Below are 18,614 nucleotides of genomic sequence, written 5' to 3'. Positions count from 1 at the left end.
GGGCCTCGGATCGCCGTCACCACTGCGTGCCGATTCGGGCCAATGGCATGAAGTGTCATTACACTGGCACAGCCGGTACGGCGTTCGCGCAGGCTGAGTGCGTGGACAGGAGCGTCGCTGACGCTCCGCGAGGGACGTAACACGGCAGAAACACTCAAGACACGGCCGGGCAACCCCCCGGCCATAGCGTCGCCAGGAGCCTAGCCACCCCGTGGACGTGCCAGGAGGATGTGTGTTCGCCAATCCCGAGGAACTGCTGCGATACCTCAAGAACGAGGACGTGAAGTTCGTCGACGTTCGTTTCTGTGACCTGCCCGGCGTGATGCAGCACTTCAACCTGCCGGTCGAGTCCGTCAACGACGACCTCTTCACCGACGGCCTCGCGTTCGACGGTTCGTCGATCCGCGGTTTCCAGGCGATCCACGAGTCGGACATGCTCCTGCTCCCGGACGTCGCCACCGCGTTCATCGACCCGTTCCGGGCGCAGAAGACCCTCGCGCTCAACTTCTTCATCCACGACCCGTTCACCCGCGAGGCCTACACCCGCGACCCGCGCAACGTCGCGAAGAAGGCCGAGGCGTACCTCGCCGCGAGCGGCATCGCCGACACCGCCTACTTCGGCGCCGAGGCGGAGTTCTACATCTTCGACTCGATCCGCCACGAGACCTCGGCGCACCAGTCGTTCTACTACATCGACTCGGTCGAGGGCGCGTGGAACACCGGTCGCGAGGAGGAGGGCGGCAACCGCGGTTACAAGACCGCGTACAAGGGCGGCTACTTCCCGGTGCCCCCGGTCGACCACTACGCCGACCTGCGCGACTCGATCGTGCGTCGGCTCGTCGACAGCGGCTTCACCGTGGAGCGTTCGCACCACGAGGTGGGCACCGCCGGCCAGTCCGAGATCAACTACAAGTTCTCGACGCTGCTGCACGCCGCCGACCAGCTCCAGCTCTTCAAGTACATCGTGAAGAACGAGGCCTGGGCCAACGGCAAGACCGCGACGTTCATGCCCAAGCCGCTGTTCGGCGACAACGGCTCCGGCATGCACACCCACCAGAGCCTCTGGCTCAACGGTGAGCCGCTGTTCTACGACGAGACCGGCTACGCCGGCCTGTCCGACACCGCCCGCTGGTACATCGGCGGTCTGCTGCACCACGCGCCGTCGCTGCTGGCCTTCACCAACCCGACGGTCAACTCGTACCGCCGCCTGGTGCCCGGCTACGAGGCGCCGGTCAACCTGGTCTACTCGCAGCGCAACCGCTCCGCCTGCACCCGCATCCCGGTGACCGGCAGCAACGCGAAGGCCAAGCGCGTCGAGTTCCGCGTTCCGGACCCGTCGGCAAACGTCTACCTGGCCTTCTCGGCCATGATGATGGCCGGCCTGGACGGCATCAAGAGCAAGATCGAGCCGCCGACGCCGATCGACAAGGACCTCTACGACCTCCCGCCGGAGGAGTGGGGCGACGTCAAGCAGGTCCCGGGCTCGCTGCCGGCCGTGCTCGACTCGCTGGAGGCCGACCACGACTACCTGCTCGACGGCGGCGTCTTCACCCCCGACCTGATCTCCACCTGGGTCGACTGGAAGCGCGCCAACGAGGTCGACCCGGTGCGTCTGCGCCCGACCCCGCACGAGTTCGCCATGTACTACGACTGCTGAGCCTGATCAAGGGCTCTGACCTGGAGCAACAGGATCGCTACTGATCTTGGGTACAGGTTGGGTACAACTTCACGAAACGGCGGTCATGCCCGGCTCACAGCCGGCATGACCGCCGTTTCGTGTTGACCCAGCGCGCCGTCAATGAGCAGCCGGGTCCGGTCGAGCACGTAGTAGTGCCCACCGCGCCGGCAGGCCGACCGCTTCCCGGGCGCTCGCCCAGGTATGGGAGAAGGCCGCCGCGTTGACGGGCTCGCCGCCAACACCCTTGAACAGCAGGCGTGCGGCCCGGCGGACCGGCCGGCGACGGTCCGTGTCGTCGTCGACTTCGACCGCGTCGCAGCTGTCGGTCAGGTGCTGACGCAGCGCCACCACCACGACATCAGGCAGCTCGACGGTGCGGGCGCTGGTGTTGGTCTTGACGACCAGGTGGTCGATAAGTCCACAAGGGAGGACTGTAGGCGTGATTGCGGTCGGCCTCGGCTCACCGTCCAGTCCGGCACCGGGTGGCCGGTTGACGGGGTGAACGGTCGGCGTGGTCATTGGCGGTTATCTGACTGTCCGGGTGATCAGCGGGTGTGGGGATTGTTGCGGTGGCGTGGGTGTACCAGGGTGGAACGGTGCGGTCACAGTCCGGGGTGGTGGGTGGATGTTGCGGCTTGAGGTGTTGGACTTCGCGGGGCCGATGCGGTGGCGGTGGCGGCTGACCGACGCCGACGGCGGCCGGTTTCTGGCTGATCATGTTGTGGAGTTGGATGCCGGGGAGTGGCAGTACGAGGCGTTCACCGCGCTGGACGAGTACCTGTTCTGGCATGCAGCGCCGGATCGGCGGTTGGCCAGTGAGGCGCAACTGGTTGCGCAGGTGGGGGCGTGGATCGGGGAGCGGGTGCTGGGCCCGGTAGCGGTGGCGCTTGCCGAGTGGCAGGAGCCGGTGCGGCTGGAGGTGCCGGCCGAGGCGCAGGTGTTGGCGTACCGGCCGTGGGAGCTGGCCCACGTCGGGGGTCAAGCGTTGGCGGTGCAGTGGGTGAATTTCGTCGTCGACCCGGTGGGCCGGACGCCGCGGGCCAAGAGGCCGGTGGGGGATCGGCTGCGGATGCTGGCGGTCTTCAGCCTGCCGGAGGACGCGTCGGCGTTGAACCTGCGCCGGGAACGCTACGCGTTGGCGCAGCTGGTGCAGGAGATTGCCGCGGCCAATGAGAAGGCGGTGGAGTTGCGGGTGTTGCAGTACGGCGCCACCCGCAAACGGCTGGAGGACGCCCTGCTCGAAGAGGCCGGCTGGGACGTGCTGCACATTTCCGGGCATGGCCTGCCGGCCGGGCTGCTGCTGGAGAAGGACACGGGGCAACGGGATCTGATTTCCAGCCGCGAGTTGGTGAACCTGTTGAATGTGGTCGGTCGGCAGATCAAGTTGGTCACCCTGTCCACCTGCGAGTCGGCGGCGGTGACCGCGGCCGAACATCTGCGCCTGCTCGGTCTGCGCCCCGCAGACCCCGCACACGGTGCCGCCGGCCCGGACGGGTACGGCACTGACGGCGCCACCCCGGGCGGCGGCTCGGACCAGGCGGAGGGGGCGTTGCCGGCGGTGGCCACCGAGTTGGTGCGCCGGCTGGACTGCGCGGTGCTGGCGATGCGGTATCCGGTGGTGGACGATTTCGCGATCGCCCTCGCCGGCTCGTTTTACCAGCTGGTGTTGGGTAAGGGGCAGCCGGTGGCGCGGGCGCTGGGGCTGACGTTGCCGCGGGTGGTGCAGGATCCCCCGACCGCGGGGGCGCCGGCGTTGTCGGTGACCACCCCGGCGTTGTTCGGCGCTCGAGCCGGCGAGCTGAGGCTGGACGCGCCGCCCGGGCAGCCGGTGGTGTTCCAGGCCGAGCAACAGAAACTCGCCCGGTTCGACCCGCAGCCGCAGCGTTTCGTGGGCCGGGTGGGGCCGATGACCCGGGCCACCGCCGCGCTGGCCCCGCGCAGCGGCCGCAGCGGGGTGCTGTTTCACGGGATGGCCGGGGCCGGGAAGACCGCCTGCGCGCTGGAGTTGGCGTACACCCACGAGGACGGGTTCGCCCGGCTGGTGTGGCATCAGGCCCCGCCGGAGGGCCACGACATCACCGCCGCGCTCACCGCGTTCGCCCTGGATCTGGAGGCGCAGCTGCCCGGAATTCGGCTGGCGCACCTGGTCGACGACACTGCCGCGCTGCAGGCCTTTCTGCCGACCCTGACCGAGTTCCTCGAACGTCAGCGGGTGCTGCTGGTTCTGGACAACCTGGAATCGTTGCTCACCGACACCGGCGGGTGGCGCGACCAGCGGTGGCAACTGCTGATCGACGCGCTCACCGGCCACGGCGGCCTGTCCCGGGTGGTGTTGACCTCCCGCCGCCCGATCGCTGGGCTGCCGCCCGGGGTGCTGGTGGAGCCGGTGCACGCGCTGTCGCTGACCGAGGCGGTGCTGCTGGCCCGGGAATGGCCGCACCTGCGCGCCCTGCTCGACGGCGCCAGCCGCGGCCTCGACGCACGCCAGGCCCGAGCGCTGGCCGCCCGCACCCTCGCCGTGGTGCAGGGCCACCCGAAGCTGATCGAGCTGGCCGACGGGCAAGCTCAGGATCCGGCCGCGCTGCAGTCCCGGCTGGACGAGGCGGACCAGACCTGGCTGGACACCGGCACCCGCCTGGATGCCTTCCTGCAGCACGGGGAGGCGTCTGCCACTGGCGAGGACTATCTGCGGGTGCTCGACGGCTGGACCCGCGGCACCACCGGCACCCTGCCCGCCGCCTCGGCCACCCTGTTCGGGTTGCTGTGCTGCCTGGAACAAGACGACCGCCTCGGCCTCGTGGTCGAGGGCAGCTGGGCCGAGTTGTGGCAGCGGCTGGACAAACCCGGCCCGCCCCCCGACGTGGACGCTGCCCTGGCGCCGCTGCTGGAGCAGGCTTTGGTCGCGGTGGACCGGAACCCGGACACCGGCCGGCCGGCGCGGTTCCACCTGCATCCCGGCGTCGCCGAGGCCGGCCGCACCATGATCGGCCCCGATCTGGGCAACGCCGTGGACACCGAACTCGCCGCCTACTGGCTAGCCCTCTTGGACGCTGCTGCGCAGCGGGAGCGGGAGGAGCTGGGCTGGCTGGTCCGCCGGGCGGCGCTGGCCGCCGCCCCCTACCTGATCCGGCAACACCAGTGGCAGCAGGTGCTGTATCCGATAGAGGCGGTCCTCAACCGCAGCGCCTCGCCGGGGACTGCGGCGGCGGTGCTGCCGCTGCTGGCCAGGGCCCGCGAGGGCGGCCGCGGCAGCGATGTGGAACTGCGCGCCGGGCGGCTGCACGCACGAGCCCTGCGGTCCATCCGACCCCACCACGCCGCCACAGAACTACGTGACCTGCTCGACACCGCCGTCGCCCAGCAGAACTTCCCACTGGCCTCGGCGATCGCGACGGACCTCGTCAACCTCCACCGTAGGCTGGGTCGGTTCGACGACGCCCTCAGCCTGGCCGAGGATCAGAAGGAGTACACCCGCCAGGCCGGATGGGGTCCCTGGACCCAGCTGCTCGATGAGGCGCAGCGGCTGCAGATCCTCGTCCGTCAGGGGCATGCCGACCAGGTGCTCGCCGCCGTGCAACAGCTCCGTCCGGCGATGGCCGCCCTCCCCGAGTCCTCCGATACACCCGAGGCCTCAGACCCCTTCAACGTCCGGGAGGTGATCTTCGACCTCGGCCGTACGGCGGCCCAGGATCTCGGCCGGTGGCAGCAGGCGCTGGACTTCAGCGCCGAGATACTCGCCTCCCAGCGGGGGCGGGGGGCCAGCGACGCCGAGCAGGCCTTCTCGGCGCTCAACGAATACGGGCCGCTGTTGCGGCTGGGCCGGGTCGGTGAGGCCCGGACCCTGCTGCAGTGGTGCCGGACGGTCTTCGACGCCGACCACAACATCACCATGCTGGGCAAGGTGCTGTCCGCTCTGGCCGACGTGGAGGATCAGCTGGGTCACGGCGGCCCGGCGATCGAGCTGGGCAAGGATGCCCTGCGGCTGGGCTACGCGGCCGGGGAGCCGGACGGCATCGGGGTCAGCCACACCAACCTCGCCCTTTACCTGAACCGGTACGGCGGCGAGCGGCAGCAGGTGTGGGCCCATCGCCTGGCCGCCGCCGTGATCGGATACCAGACCGGTGCCGGGGAGCTGACCGGACGTGTCCGCGCCCTCGCCCGACTGCTTGCCCGGGACGAGGCGCCGCCCCCGGCAGCGTTCGCCGACGTGTGCCGCATCGTCGACCAGGTCGACGGAGTGCACCTGGCCGATCTGGTGGCCCGGCTACCCGCCCGCGCCCCGGACGGGCAGGCGGCGCTGGATGAGGTGCTCCGCCTGGCCCGCTCCCTGCCCCCCGAGGAGGAAGCCGACCTGCAGCGGCACCTGACCTGGTGGGAACCGGTGATCGCCGCCCTGATCGCCGCCGAGGGCGGTGACCCGGACGCCGCTGCCGCCCTCGACCAGGCCCTCACCGCCCGCGGGGAGCAGAGTGACTGGCGGCAGCTGGCCGAGGTGCTGCGCCGCATCCACGCCGGCGACCACACCCCAGCACTGGACGGGCTCGACCCGATCGACACCGCGATCGTCCGCCGCCTCCTGGATGCCCTCGCCGGCGAGGTCACCGTCGATCTCGACGCCTGGCACACCCTCACCAACAACGAGGAGAAGTGGCTGGATGCGCTGATGGACGTCACGGTCGCGGCGGCCAGCGGCGACCCCGATGCCACCGCGCAGCTCACCCCGGTCCTCGACGATCTCGCCGCCGACCCAGAGGGCGCGGCGTTCGCGGCAGTGCTCCACCGCATCCTCGCCGGCGACCGCGACCCCACCCTGCTCGACGGGCTCGACCCGGATACCGCCGCGGTGGTCACCGCGATCCTGGACCGGCTCACCCCGGCCGCCACAGCGCCCACCGATCAGGCCGCCCCGCCCACCACCCGGGACGACTCGTGAACCGACCTCACCTCACCGACCAGATCGGCGCCCTGCCCGACGAGCAGGACGTCACCGTGCTCGCCCCGGTCCTCAAACGCCGAGGTAGCTCTTGTCGGCCTACTCGGTGAATGCGGGGAAGGAGCGCATCTGGTCGAAGCGGCCGGCGGCCAGGTCGTCGAATCTGATCAAGAAGCGACCGAAGTGACAAAAGGACTCGGTGGGGAACTGGGCGAGCGGCACCCATTCCCGAATGAGTCGGGATTCCTCTTCGCGGCGCCAGCGGATCCTCTCGGGCCGCGCAAGGTCAGGTCCGGTCGCCAGTCGGGCCCGCAGGCTGGCACGCGCCATCTGCTCCTCCGGAGAGTACTTGCCTCCGATTCGTTTCGTGTATCCACCGATGCGCAGGGATGCCAGGCCGTTCTCCGTGGGCCAGAGATCCTGGACCAGCTCGATGAGTTCGTCGGTGAACGTCAGCTCCCTGACCAGCTGCTGCACGGTGTCCGAGGCGAACATGAGGTTCTCGTCCACCGGCAGGGGAAGCCGCTCCACCTTCGGAAGGGCCGCGCAGTCGAGGGACGCGACGAACGGCAACGGAATCCCGCGCTCGGACGGCCACTCGGCGCCGACAGGTAGCCGGGCAGCCCGCCGCTCTGCCCGACCACGTCCTCGCCGCCGTCACCGCCACCTACCCAGATCGCGAATCGCAGCTGCTCGGCGAACCGGTCAACCTGATCCGCCGGAATGCCCCGCTCCATCGCCTCGCGGCGAAACGGTCCGTATAGCTCCACAGCGGAGCATGATCGCAGATGGGTGCTCCGGGGCCGCCGCAGCCGGTGGGCCACTTCGACCCCTGGTATCCGATCAGATGCGTGCGAAGCGGCGCCGCCCCCCGGCATACCTTCGTATCCGATATATTACGGCGATGGATACACCACTGCGTGAACCCACGTTCCTGATCCTCACCGCGCTCGCCGCCGAGCCGATGCACGGCTACGGGCTGATCCGCGAGGTCGCCGTCCTCTCCGACAACCGTGTGTCGCTCCGCCCCGGGACGCTCTACGGGGCACTCGACCGGCTGGTCGACGCCGGTCTCGTCGAGGTCGACCGGGAGGAGGTGGTGGACAGCCGTCTGCGCCGCTACTACCGGCTCTCCCCCGCCGGTGACGCCACCCTGAGCGCCGAGACCGAGCGGCTCCGGCGCAACGTCGAGGCCGCCACCAGGCGGCTGGCGGAGCGGGCCCGCACCGCCCGGCCGGCCGCCCCGCGTATCGCCGGAGGGTTGGCATGACCGATCTTGAGCGACGTTACCTGCGGCTGCTGCTCGCCTACCCCGCCGAGTACCGGCGCTCCCGTGGCGCCGAGATCGTCGGCACGTACCTGGACCTGGCCACGCCGGGCCGCCGCTGGCCGGCGCCCGCGGACGCCGCGGACCTCCTGCGCGGCGGGCTGCGTCAGCGGGTACGCGCCGCCGGCGTGATCCACCTCGTCCCGGGCGTACGCCTCGCGGCCGCCGTGGCCCTGTTCACCGCCACCATGCTCGCCGGCGTGTGGACGGTGCTCGAACTGCGCCCCGCACCGCCGGGCTTCGGTGAGCCGTCGGTCGGGCCGTTCGTCTCGCTCGGCATCGTGGCGTGGGTCGGCTGGCTGCTCGCCGCCGCGGCGCAGGCGCTGACACCCGGCAGGTGGCACCGACACGCGGTCGCGCTCGCGGTGCTCCTCACTGTCGCGCTCGTCCCCGCCGCCGCGCTCACCGACCTGCCCCGTCCGCCGCTGTTCGTGCTGCTCCCCCAGGTCGGGTTGGGGCTGGTGGCGCTCGGCGCGTCCGGCGAGCGGCAGGTGTCGCTGCGGGTGACGCCGCTGGTCGCGGCCGTCGCCGGCCTGGTGGCGGCAGCGAGCCTGACGCCGGAAAGCCTCGCCTGGACCTACCGCGCGGGGACCGCGGGTCAGGCCCTGCTCAACGCCGCCGTGGCGGTGCTCGCGGTGGCCGTGCTGCTCGCCGTGGGACTGGCGCTGCGCGGCGACCACCGGGGCGGCTGGGCCCTGTTGACCCTGTTCACCCCGGTGGGCCTGCTGGCCCTGCAACCACTGGCCGGGGCCGCCGACGGCGTGCCGGCCGAGTTCAACCCGAGCTGGACGGCACTCGCCGCGACGGCGGCCGTGGTCGGCCTGGTCGGCCCCGCCCTGCTACCGGTGGCACTCGCCGTACGCGCCCGGCTGGCCCGGCCCTCCACCCCCGGCGCCACCTGGAACACGCACCGCTGACCGCGCCCACCCCGCACGTCCCTGCTGCCGCTGCCGCTGCCGCTGCCGCTGCCGCAAGATCGTGCTCGATTCAGGAAGTAGTGGCCTCGCAGGTCCGGCGATGCCACTACTTCCCTGTTCGAGCGCGATCGTGAGCAGCGGACCGCGATCATCGACGTGGCGGACGCTTCAGCCCGTTCTGACCGACCCGAAGGAGCAGGAACAGGAGCAGAGCGGTCATCGCCACCGCGCCGGGGGCCTTCGTGAAGCGGGCCAGGTTGGTGCCGTCGGGCAGGACCAGGAACGTCGCCACCCCGGCCGGCAGCACGAACCAGGTGGTCCGGGTGGCGGTGAGCGCGAGCAGGGCCAGCGGCCAGGTCGCGTACCAGGGGTAGAAGACCGGGGACAGGACCACAGTGGCGGCCAGGGCCAGGCCGGCGCCGTGCAGCGTGACCCGGGCGCGGTCCAGGGTCGGATCATCCGAGGCCCGCCAGGCCCTCAGCCACAGGACCACCACCACGATCGCGAGCAGCAGCAGCGCCACCGCCCGGACCACCGGCACCGCCTGCGGGTCGCCCCCGACCAGCGCGCCGGCGTAGTCCACCAGCAGGCCGACGGCGGTGGGCGGCGACGTCCACTGTTCGGAGTCTCCGCTGCGGGTCAGCCCGCCCACCCAGCCGAAGCCGAGACCGGACAGCGCCGAGGTGACCAGCAACGCGGCCAGCATCCCGCCGGCCAGAGCGCCGCCGTCGCGCAGCAGCGCCCGTACGGTGTGCCGGCCGTGCACCGCGGCCAGCGCGGCGAACGGGGCCACCACCACGGCGGTGGCCTTCACCGTGACCGCCAGGCCGAGCAGCGCCCCGGCGGCGAGCAGCGCCCCCGGTCGACCCGGCCGTCGGATCACCAGCAGCAACGCGCACAGCAGCAGCCCGAGCATCACGGCGTCGTTGTGCGCCCCGGCCACCAGGTGCACGCCGACCACCGGCGCGGCCAGCGCCAACCAGGCCGCCCGCCGGGTCGGCACGCCGGCCGCCCGCGCCAGGGCGGGCAGGCAGTACGCCGCCAGCAGCAGGCCCGCCACGGCGAGGACCCGCAGCAGTACGACCGCGCCGGTGAGCCCGCCGCCCAGCGTGACCGCGAGCGCCGCGAGCAGCACGAAGACCGGCCCGTACGGGGCAGGTGTGTCCCGCCAGATCGGCGCCACCGTCTCCACCCACGGGCAGCCGGCCGCCGCCACCGGAACCGCGTACGGGTCGACGCCGTGCGCGTACGTCCAGCCCTGGCAGGCGTACGAGTAGACGTCCCGGCTGCCCAGCGGCGGCGCGACCAGCAGCGGTAGGACCCACAGCCCGGCGGTGACGTACGCCCACCGGCCCGACGGCGCACCGGCGCGCAGTGACCACCAGCCGCCGACCAGCAGCGCCGTGCCGACGAGCCAGCAGGTCAGCGTCGCGGGCCCGTGCGGGGCCCGCCAGATCGACACCGGTGTCGCGCCCAGCGGGGCGTCGGGCAGCGCCCCGCCGAGGTACCCGGCAACGGTGAGCAGGACCGCGCCGACCAGGCCGGAGTACCTGGCGAACCGGGCCACCGAAGGGCCGGCAAGCGGCGGCGACGCGCCGGGAGCGGTCACCGGCGCACCTTCCCTCAGTCGGCGGCGACCGGCTGACGGGCCGCCCGAGCCGACCGTACCAACCGGATGACCAGCACGATCACCAACAGCGTCATCAGCGGCGCCCCGACCGACTTGGTGAACCGGGCCAGCCCGGTGCCGTCCGGCAGCACCAGGAACGACGCGACAAGCGCGACCACCATGAACCATCCGGTACGCCGGGCGGTAGCCGCGAGCACCGCGAGGGGCCAGATCCAGTACCAGGGGTGGAACAGCGGCGCGAGGGCGACAGTTGCGGCCAGCGCCAGGGCGGCGTGCCACAGCGGCTCGCGGGTGCGGGCCCGCCACCACAACCACACCAGCAGCAGCGCCAGCACTGCCATGCCGATCCCCCGGGTGACCGGCAGGGCGTCGATATGCCCGCCGAAGGGAACCGCCAGGTAGCCGACGGTCTGGCCGACCGCCGTGGACGGCGACGTCCAGGCGATCACGTCGCCGCCTCGGGCCAGGCCGCCGACCCAGCCGAAGTCCAGTCCGGCGGCGAAGGTCACCCCGACCACGACGGCGACCGCGCCGCCGACGACCCAGCCGCCGTGGCGGATCAGCGCGCGGATCGAGTACCCGCCGACGATCGCGGCCAGCGCCGCGAACGGCACCACGACCAACGCCGTCACCTTGATCGCGGCGGCCAGCCCGAGCAGCGCGCCCCCGGCGAGCAGCGGGCCGGGGCGGCCGGGCCGCGAGGCGATCACCGCCAGCCCGGCGACCAGCAGGCCGACCATCAGGGCGTCGTTGTGCGCGCCGCCGACCAGGTGCACGGCGACCAGCGGGCAGGCGAGCGTCAGCCAGACCGCCCGGGCGGCCGGTACGCCGGCTCGCCGGGCCAGCACCGGCAGGCTGACCGCGGTCAGCGCGACCCCCGCCACGGCGATCAGCCGGAACAGCACTATCGCGCCGGTCAGCGAGCCGGTGGCCTTGACCACCGCGCCGGAGAGCACCACGAACAGCGGCCCGTACGGCGCCGGCGTGTCGCGCCAGATGTAGGAGATGGTGTCCAGCCAGGGACAGGGCAGCGCGGAGACACCCTGCTCGTACGGGTTGATCCCGGCGGCGTAGCTGGCGCCCTGGCAGGCGTACGCGTAGACGTCGCGGCTGGCCAGCGGCGGCGCGATCAGCACCGGCAGCAGCCAGAGCCCGACGGTGACAAGCGCCCACCGGGTCGACGGCACGCTGTCGCGCAGCGACCACCAGGCGTACGCCAGCAGCGCGGTGCCGACCAGCCAGGCGGCGAGGACCAGCGGCCCGTTCGGGCCCTGCCAGATGCTGACCGGGGTGGCGCGCAGGGGTGAGCCGGGCAGGGCGCCGCCGAGGAACGCGGCGACGGCGAGCAGCACCGATCCGACCAGTCCGGTCCAGCGCGCGAGGTGGTGAGGCACGCCGGACATGCTGCCAGTACGGTTGTCGCGGTACGGAGGTGGGCATGCGGCGCAGTCGGGTGGTGGCGGTGGCCACCGGTTCCGCGGTCGTGCTCGGCGCGCTCTGGCTGGCCCTGCCGCTGATGGGATCGGACCTCGCCGCCCAGGTCGCCCGGGCGGACTTCTTCGCCGCCCACGGTCTGACACCTGTCGATCTGCGCTGGTACGGCGGGGTGCAGCAGTTCGGCTACAGCCTCGTGTCCCAGCCGGTGATGGCAGTGCTCGGCGTGCGGGTCACCGGTGCGCTGGCGCTCGTGGCGTCGGCCGCCGCGCTGGCCGCGCTGCTGGTCCGCAGCCCGGTGCCCCGACCGCTGCTGGGCAGCGTGGTCGGCGTGGTCACGCTGGCCGGCAACCTGGTCTCCGGCCGGGTGACGTACGCCCTGGGTGTCGCGTTCGGGCTGGCCGCGCTGCTGGCGCTGACTCGGGGCGTACCCCGGAATCGGCGTCTCGCGCTCGCCGCGGTCGGCGCGCTGCTGGCGTCGGCGACGAGCCCGGTGGCGGGCCTGTTCGTCGGCCTGGCGGGCGTGGCGCTGCTGCTCACCCGCCGCTACGCCGACGGTCTGACGCTGGGTGTCGCGGCGGCCGTGCCGCTGGCCGCGACCGCGCTGCTCTTCGGCGACGGCGGCTGGATGAACATCAGCCGCACCGACACCCTGCGGGCGGTGGTGACCGGCCTGGTGGTGGCGGCGCTGGTGGCGTACCGGCCGGTCCGCTACGGCGCGCTCCTCTCCGCCACCGGGGTGCTCGTCGCCGCGCTGGTCCACACCCCGGTGGGGTTGAACGCGACCCGGCTGGCGACGATGTTCGCCCTGCCGCTGCTGGCCGCCGCCGCCCGGCCGCCGGCCTGGCTCACCGCCCGCCTCACCCGCCGGCACGCCGCCCGCCCCGCGCCGCCCAACGCCGTGCCATCCAACGCCGGGCCGCCCGGCACCGCCCCGACCGGCACCGCTCTGGCCGGCACCGGGACGCCGCAGCGGTCGTGGCGGGCCCGCCTGCTGGGCGGTGTGGGCCTGGCCGCGCTGCTGGTGGCCGTCTGCGGGTGGCAGCCGCCGGTGGTCCCCGCCGACCTGCGCGGCATCGGCGACCCGACCAGCGCTCCCGGCTACCACGCGCCGCTGCGGGCGTTCCTGGCCGGGCAGCGGCTCACCGGCCGGGTGGAGGTGCCGCCGACGCGCAACTACTGGGAGGCGGCCCGCCTCGGCGAGGTGCCACTGGCCCGCGGCTGGCTGCGGCAGGCCGACATCGACCGCAACCCGCTGTTCTTCACCACAGTGCCCGGCGCGGCGGGCACCGGCGTGCCGCTGACCCGGGAGAGCTACCGGGCGTGGCTGGCGGAGAACGCCGTGCAGTACGTGGCGGTGCCGGACGCCCCGCTGTCCTGGGTGGGACGGGCCGAGGCGGAACTGGTCGGGAGCGGCCTGCCGTACCTGACGCCGGTCTGGTCCGGCGCGCACTGGCGGGTCTGGGCGGTGGCCGACCCGACGCCGCTGGTCGCCGCGCCCGCCGAACTGGTCCGCGCCGACGGCGCGGCGCTGACCTTCCGGGCCCCGACCGCCGGTCCGGTGGCCGTCCGGGTCCGGCACAGCCGGTGGCTGGTCGCCTCCGGCGGCGCCACCGTCACCGCCGACGGGGACTGGAGCACCGTCACCGTTCCCCACGCCGGCGAGTACACCGTCGGCAGTTGACCCGGCGCTACGCCTCCAGCACCCGCTGGGCGGCGGCGCGGGAGCGCCGGCCGGTGCGCAGGTACTCGTCGAGGAACTCCCCCGGATCGTCGCGGCCGAGCAGCCGGACCACCCCGGCCAGCTCCACCCCGTGCCGGGGCAGCTGGTCACCGGCGCGGCCCCGGACCAGCATCAACGCGTTGCGCACCTGCGCGGCCAGGGACCAGCCGGCGGCCATCTCCGCGGCGTCCGCCGGGTCGACCAGGCCGGCCCGCTCGGCCGCCGCGAGGGCGTCGAGGGTACGCGTGCCGCGCAGCTCCGGGACTCTGCCCGCGTGCCGGAGCTGGACGAGCTGGACGGCCCACTCCACGTCGGCCAGCCCGCCCCGGCCCAGCTTGGTGTGGGTGGCCGGGTCGGCGCCGCGCGGCAGCCGTTCGTTCTCCACCCGGGCCTTGATCCGGCGGATCTCCACGACCTGCTCGCGGGTCAGCCCGTCGGCCGGGTAGCGCACCGGCTCGATCATCGCCTCGAACTCGGCGCCCAGGTCGGCGTCACCGCAGACGAACCGTGCCCGCAGCAGCGCCTGCGCCTCCCACACCCGCGACCAGCGGGCGTAGTACTGCGCGTACGCGGCGAGGCTGCGCACCAGCGGACCCTGCCGGCCCTCGGGACGCAGGTCGGCGTCGACACCGAGCGGCGGGTCGGGCGCGGGCACCCCGAGCAGTCGCCGCAGCTCCTCCGCGATGGCGTGCGCGGCGGCGCTGGCGGCGCTCTCGCTGCTGCCGGCGGGCGGGTCGTAGACGAAGAGCACGTCGGCGTCGGAGAGGTAGTTCGACTCGTACCCGCCGAGCCGGCCCATCCCGATCACCGCGAACCGCAGCCCGTCCGGTGCCTTCTGGCTGGCCCGGGCGGCGCGCAGCGCGGCGGCGAGAGTGGCGTCGGTGACGTCGGAGAGTGCCGTGCCGACCTCGGTGATGTCGGCCAGGCCGACGGCCGGCCGCGTCGTGCCGTCCGGCCGCGTCGGGGTGGGGGCGAGCGCGCCGGCGCGGCAGAGCACGTCCGCGCACGCCACCCGGACCAGTTCCCGGCGGCGCAGCGCCCGCACCGCGCGGGTCGCCTCGACCGGGTCGGTGTGTCGGGCCGCCGCCGCCAGGAAACCCTCCCGCAGCACCGCCCGTGGGCGCGGCGCCAACTCGTTCTCCTCGGCGAGCAGCCGCAGCGCCTCCGGATCGCGGGCGAGCAGGTCGGCGACGTACCGGGAGAGGGCCAGGACCCGGGCCAGCCGCCGGGCGACGGGACCGCCGTCGCGCAGCAGTCGCAGGTACCAGGGGGTGCTGCCCAGCTTGTCGGAGACCTTGCGGTAGTTGAGCAGCCCCCGGTCCGGCTCCGGCGCGTCGGCGAACTCGCTCAGCAGCACCGGCAGCAGGGTCCGCTGGATGGCCGCGGTGCGGCTCACCCCGCCGGTGAGCGCCTGGAGGTGCCGCAACGCCCCGGCCGGGTCGGCGAAACCGAGGATCTCCAACCGGTGCCGCGCGGCCTCCGGGGTGAGCCGCAGCCCGTCGGCGGGCACCCGGGCCACCGACTCCAGCAGCGGTCGGTAGAGCAGCTTGGCGTGCAGCCGGCGTACCTCGGTGGCGTGGGTGACCCACTCGGCCCGGAAGCTCTCCACGGCGCTGCGTCCCGGCGTGGCGGTGAAACCCAGTGCGGCGGCCAGCCAGCGAAGCGCGGACGGTTCGGTGGGCACGGTGTGCGTACGGCGCAGGGCCTGCAACTGGAGCCGGTGCTCGACGCTGCGCAGGAAGCGGTAGCCGCGCAGCAGTGACTCGCCGTCGGCGCGGCCGACGTAGCCGCCGGCGACCAGCGCGCGCAGCGCCGGAATGGTGCCCGGCGCCCGCAGCGTCTCGTCGCCCCGGCCGTGCACGAGTTGCAGGAGCTGGACGGCGAACTCGATGTCGCGCAGCCCGCCGGGACCGCGCTTGATCTCGCGTTCCAGCTCCTTCGGCGGGATGTTGTCGATGATCCGGCGACGCATCGCGCGGACGTCCTCGACCGCCTCGGGTCGTTCGGCGGCCCGCCACACCAGCGGAGCCAGCTGGTCGATCCACTCCTGGGCCAGCGGCAGGTCACCGGCGGCCGGACGGGCCTTGAGCAGCGCCTGGAACTCCCAGGTGCGCGCCCACCGCCGGTAGTAGGCCAGGTGGCTGGCGAGGGTGCGCACCAGCGGGCCGCGACTGCCCTCGGGCCGCAAGGCGGCGTCCACCGGCCAGGCGACCATGCCGCAGATGGAGATCAGCCGGGTCGCCACCTGGGTCGCGGCGGGCAGGTCGGTGTCCTCGGCCGCCACGAAGATCACGTCCACGTCGGAGACATAGTTCAGTTCGCCGCCGCCGCACTTGCCCATCGCCACCACTGCCAGCCGGGGCCGCTCGGTGCCGTCGGCCAGCTCGTCGACGGCGATCTCGTACGCCGCGGCCAGGGTCGCGTCGGCCAGCGCGGACAGCGCGGCCATGGTCTGCTCCAGGGCCCGGCCGCCGGTGAGGTCGGCCGCCGCGATCCGCAGCAACGCCAGCCGGTACGCGGTCCGCAGCACCGCCACGGGGTTGCCGTCGCCGGTCGGTTCCAGTCGACCCTCGGCGATCGGCGCGAGCCCGTCCGGGGCGGTGCGCAGCGCCAGACAGTGCTCCGGGTTGGCCACCAGGTGATCACCGAGCGCCGACGACGCGCCCAGGACGGCGATCAGTCGCCGCCGCAGCCCGGGATCGGCGTGCAGCTCCGCGATCAGCGGCGAGCGCGCGCCGCTGCCGCTGCCGCTCGGCGTGCTGGCGCCGCTTCCGCCGGCGGCGCTGGCGGGGGGCGTGCGGGCGCTCGGCGCGCTGGCGGCCCGCGTGCTGGCGGCGCTGGTGCCGTTGGTCCGCGTCTCGGCCTCGACGATGCGGTGCAGTTGGCGCAGCGCCAGATCCGGGTCGGCGGCCCGGGACAGCGCGGCCAGCAGCTCCGTGGCCGTCTCGTCGACCGGCTCCTGCTCGACCGGCTGCCAGAGGCCCAGCCCGTCCGGGCCGAGCAGGTCGGCGGCGCGAGCGCCGCCGTCGCCGTCGGCGACCCCGAAGCCGTACCGGGCGAGCCGACCCGGCGCCCTCGTCGGCCGGCTCATCAGTGCCCGAGCAGCGGCAGGCCACGCCGCGTCGTGCTGTCGTCCAACTCGCCGAGGGCCAGCGCCGCGAACCGGGCGGCGAACGGCTGCCACACCTCCTCGACGTCCACCATCACCGAGTCGCAGGCCGCCACGACCAGCTCCGGGTCGTAGCCCAGCTCCGCGAGCTGGGCCGAGTCGGTGGCCCAGTCGGCGATCATCGCGGTGTCGCACTCGATGTGGAACTGCAGCCCCCAGGCCCGGTCGCCGAGCCGGAACGCCTGGTGCGGGTACCGGGTGGAGGCGGCCAGCAGGGTGGCGCCCCGGGGCAGCTCGGTGATCTCGTCGGAGTGCCACTGGAGCACGTCCGGGATCAGCGGCACGTACCGGAACAGCGGGTCACCCTCGGCGGCGTCGCGCCGGCCGACCACGCCGGGGCCGATCTCCGGCCCGGACGGGCTCCGCTCGACCAGACCGGCATGCGCGGTGGCGAGCAGCTGCGCGCCCAGGCAGACGGCCAGCGTCGGCACCCGGTAGCGGACCGCCTTGCGCAGCAGCCCCTCCACCGCCGGGAACCAGTGTGCGCCGGGTGAGCCGTCCGGCAGGGGGTACGCCTGCTGGTCGCCGCCGAGCACCACCAGCGCCGCGTACCCCTCCAGGTCGGCGGGGAGCTCGTCGCCGGCGTGCGGGCGGACCACCCACAGCTCCAGCCCTGCCTCGGTCAGCCACTCACCCAACCGGCGTGCGTCGTCCGTCGGGTCGTTCTCGATCACCAGCGCGGTTGCCACGCGTCGAGGCTAGCCGGTACGTCGCACAGCGCCACGCCCCGCCACGGTGGTCGGCGCGTACACAGGCGTCGACGGCCGGAGTTCGCTGCTCGTCGGGCCCCGCGGTGTCGTTAGGCTCTGCGATTGTGATCAACGAGGATTCGGCCGTCGTCCGCCCGCCCGTCCTGCGCCCCGGGGACACGGTGCTGCTGGTGTCACCGTCCGGGCCGACCTCGCCGGAGCGGGTCGCCCGGGGGATGGAGGTGCTCACCGGGTGGGGCCTGCGGCCGGTGCCGGCGCCGAACGCGTACGCCCGCCACGGCTACCTCGCCGGCACCGACGACCTGCGGGCCGCCGACCTGAACGCGGCGTTCGCCGACCCGCAGGTGCGGGGCGTGATCTGCACGCGGGGCGGGTACGGCGCACAGCGGATCGTGGACGCCATCGACATGGCCGCCGTCCGCCGCGACCCGAAGGTGGTGGCCGGCTTCTCGGACATCACCGCGTTGCAGCTCGCCCTGTGGCGGGGCGCCCGGCTGGCCGGGGTGCACGGCCCGGGGGCCGCCTGGCGGGACGAGCGCACGTCGCTGCGCTCCGCCGAGGCCCTGCACGCGGCGCTGATGACCACCGAGCCGGTGACCGTCGAGGCGGTGCCCACCGAGGAGACCTTCGGCGTACGGGTGCCGGGTCGCGCCACCGGCACCCTGCTGGGCGGCAACCTGTGCCTGATCGCCGCGTCGGTCGGCACTGCGGACCTGCCCGACCTGACCGGTGCCGTGCTGTTGATCGAGGACGTGCAGGAACCCCCGTACAAGGTCGACCGGATGCTCACCCACCTGCGCCGCGCCGGCGCGCTGGACGGGCTGGCCGGCGTGGCGATCGGGCAGTTCACCGAATGCGGGGACGGCTGGGAAACCACGATCGTCGACGTCCTCACCGAACGCCTCGGCGACCTGGGCGTACCGATCCTCGGCGGCCTCCCCATCGGCCACGGCCCCGACCAGCTGACCGTCCCGGTAGGCACCACCGCAACCCTGGACACCGACACCGGAACCCTCACGGTCTCCCCCGCTGTCCGCTAACCCCACCCACCCGCCCGCACCCCTTTCCCGGCGGTGATCAAGAGGTTCGGGTC

At 73.5% G+C, this 18,614-nt stretch carries 12 protein-coding genes; 6 read left to right on the top strand and 6 right to left on the bottom strand.

The window, feature by feature from the left end; translation table 11 throughout:
• The first annotated feature begins 232 nt into the window (after nt 1-232).
• Nucleotides 233-1,657: a type I glutamate--ammonia ligase gene (gene glnA, locus ACLQ27_RS20155; RefSeq protein ID WP_234590915.1), complete on the top strand. Its 1,425-nt coding sequence runs from the start codon at nt 233-235 to the stop codon at nt 1,655-1,657.
• A gap of 138 nt (nt 1,658-1,795) precedes the next feature.
• Here glnA and ACLQ27_RS20150 read toward each other — a convergent pair whose 3' ends face one another.
• Complete coding sequence (locus ACLQ27_RS20150; RefSeq protein ID WP_425868122.1) at nt 1,796-2,197, bottom strand: hypothetical protein; 402 nt, start codon at nt 2,195-2,197, stop codon at nt 1,796-1,798.
• A 106-nt stretch (nt 2,198-2,303) separates the two neighbouring features.
• Here ACLQ27_RS20150 and ACLQ27_RS20145 point away from each other — a divergent pair, with 106 nt between their 5' ends.
• Complete coding sequence (locus tag ACLQ27_RS20145; RefSeq protein WP_425868120.1) at nt 2,304-6,611, top strand: hypothetical protein; 4,308 nt, start codon at nt 2,304-2,306, stop codon at nt 6,609-6,611.
• Nucleotides 6,612-6,710: 99 nt separating this feature from the next.
• On the opposite strand, the gene ACLQ27_RS20140 is transcribed toward ACLQ27_RS20145, so the two are convergent.
• Complete coding sequence (locus tag ACLQ27_RS20140; RefSeq protein ID WP_425868118.1) at nt 6,711-7,184, bottom strand: hypothetical protein; 474 nt, start codon at nt 7,182-7,184, stop codon at nt 6,711-6,713.
• 331 nt (nt 7,185-7,515) lie between these two features.
• On the opposite strand from ACLQ27_RS20140, the gene ACLQ27_RS20135 reads away from it, so the two are divergent.
• Together ACLQ27_RS20135 and ACLQ27_RS20130 are read left to right on the top strand one after the other, a co-directional pair.
• The gene (locus tag ACLQ27_RS20135; protein WP_357496634.1) at nt 7,516-7,881 is read left to right on the top strand and encodes a PadR family transcriptional regulator; all 366 of its coding nucleotides are present in this window, start codon (nt 7,516-7,518) and stop codon (nt 7,879-7,881) included.
• On the top strand, nt 7,878-8,855 hold the full coding sequence (locus ACLQ27_RS20130) for a hypothetical protein (RefSeq protein ID WP_425868116.1): 978 nt from the start codon (nt 7,878-7,880) through the stop codon (nt 8,853-8,855). The genes ACLQ27_RS20135 and ACLQ27_RS20130 overlap by 4 nt, the downstream gene beginning before the upstream one ends.
• 148 nt (nt 8,856-9,003) lie before the next feature.
• Here the strand turns inward: ACLQ27_RS20130 and mptB (ACLQ27_RS20125) are convergent, their stop codons facing one another.
• On the bottom strand, nt 9,004-10,464 hold the full coding sequence (gene mptB / locus ACLQ27_RS20125; protein WP_425868114.1) for a polyprenol phosphomannose-dependent alpha 1,6 mannosyltransferase MptB: 1,461 nt from the start codon (nt 10,462-10,464) through the stop codon (nt 9,004-9,006).
• Between the two features lie 14 nt (nt 10,465-10,478).
• Complete coding sequence (gene mptB / locus ACLQ27_RS20120) at nt 10,479-11,879, bottom strand: polyprenol phosphomannose-dependent alpha 1,6 mannosyltransferase MptB (protein ID WP_425868112.1); 1,401 nt, start codon at nt 11,877-11,879, stop codon at nt 10,479-10,481.
• Between the two features lie 44 nt (nt 11,880-11,923).
• Here mptB (ACLQ27_RS20120) and ACLQ27_RS20115 point away from each other — a divergent pair, with 44 nt between their 5' ends.
• Nucleotides 11,924-13,603: a hypothetical protein gene (locus ACLQ27_RS20115; protein ID WP_425868110.1), complete on the top strand. Its 1,680-nt coding sequence runs from the start codon at nt 11,924-11,926 to the stop codon at nt 13,601-13,603.
• Nucleotides 13,604-13,610: 7 nt separating this feature from the next.
• On the opposite strand, the gene ACLQ27_RS20110 is transcribed toward ACLQ27_RS20115, so the two are convergent.
• Both ACLQ27_RS20110 and ACLQ27_RS20105 read right to left on the bottom strand, forming a co-directional pair.
• On the bottom strand, nt 13,611-16,733 hold the full coding sequence (locus ACLQ27_RS20110) for a bifunctional [glutamine synthetase] adenylyltransferase/[glutamine synthetase]-adenylyl-L-tyrosine phosphorylase (RefSeq protein WP_357496624.1): 3,123 nt from the start codon (nt 16,731-16,733) through the stop codon (nt 13,611-13,613).
• On the bottom strand, nt 16,733-17,500 hold the full coding sequence (locus ACLQ27_RS20105; RefSeq protein WP_234586542.1) for a type 1 glutamine amidotransferase: 768 nt from the start codon (nt 17,498-17,500) through the stop codon (nt 16,733-16,735). The genes ACLQ27_RS20110 and ACLQ27_RS20105 overlap by 1 nt, the downstream gene beginning before the upstream one ends.
• 125 nt (nt 17,501-17,625) lie before the next feature.
• Between ACLQ27_RS20105 and ACLQ27_RS20100 the strand changes: the two genes are divergently transcribed.
• Entirely contained in the window at nt 17,626-18,561 is a 936-nt protein-coding gene (locus ACLQ27_RS20100; protein ID WP_425868108.1) for a S66 peptidase family protein, read from the top strand.
• Nucleotides 18,562-18,614 lie beyond the last annotated feature (53 nt).

Origin of the sequence: Micromonospora sp. DT63, from assembly GCF_049841615.1 — a bacterium.
In the GTDB taxonomy this organism is placed as follows: domain Bacteria; phylum Actinomycetota; class Actinomycetes; order Mycobacteriales; family Micromonosporaceae; genus Micromonospora.
The sequence above is the reverse complement of the archived record's forward strand: the minus strand, read 5'-3'. Positions and strand labels throughout refer to the sequence as shown.

Bases quoted from the DNA above. Each gene is read 5' to 3' on its own strand.
- ACLQ27_RS20150 (WP_425868122.1), bottom strand. From the start codon at position 2,197: ATGACCACGCCGACCGTTCACCCCGTCAACCGGCCACCCGGTGCCGGA.
- ACLQ27_RS20145 (WP_425868120.1), top strand. From the start codon at position 2,304: ATGTTGCGGCTTGAGGTGTTGGACTTCGCGGGGCCGATGCGGTGGCGG.
- ACLQ27_RS20110 (WP_357496624.1), bottom strand. From the start codon at position 16,733: ATGAGCCGGCCGACGAGGGCGCCGGGTCGGCTCGCCCGGTACGGCTTC.
- ACLQ27_RS20130 (WP_425868116.1), top strand. From the start codon at position 7,878: ATGACCGATCTTGAGCGACGTTACCTGCGGCTGCTGCTCGCCTACCCC.
- ACLQ27_RS20115 (WP_425868110.1), top strand. From the start codon at position 11,924: ATGCGGCGCAGTCGGGTGGTGGCGGTGGCCACCGGTTCCGCGGTCGTG.
- ACLQ27_RS20135 (WP_357496634.1), top strand. From the start codon at position 7,516: ATGGATACACCACTGCGTGAACCCACGTTCCTGATCCTCACCGCGCTC.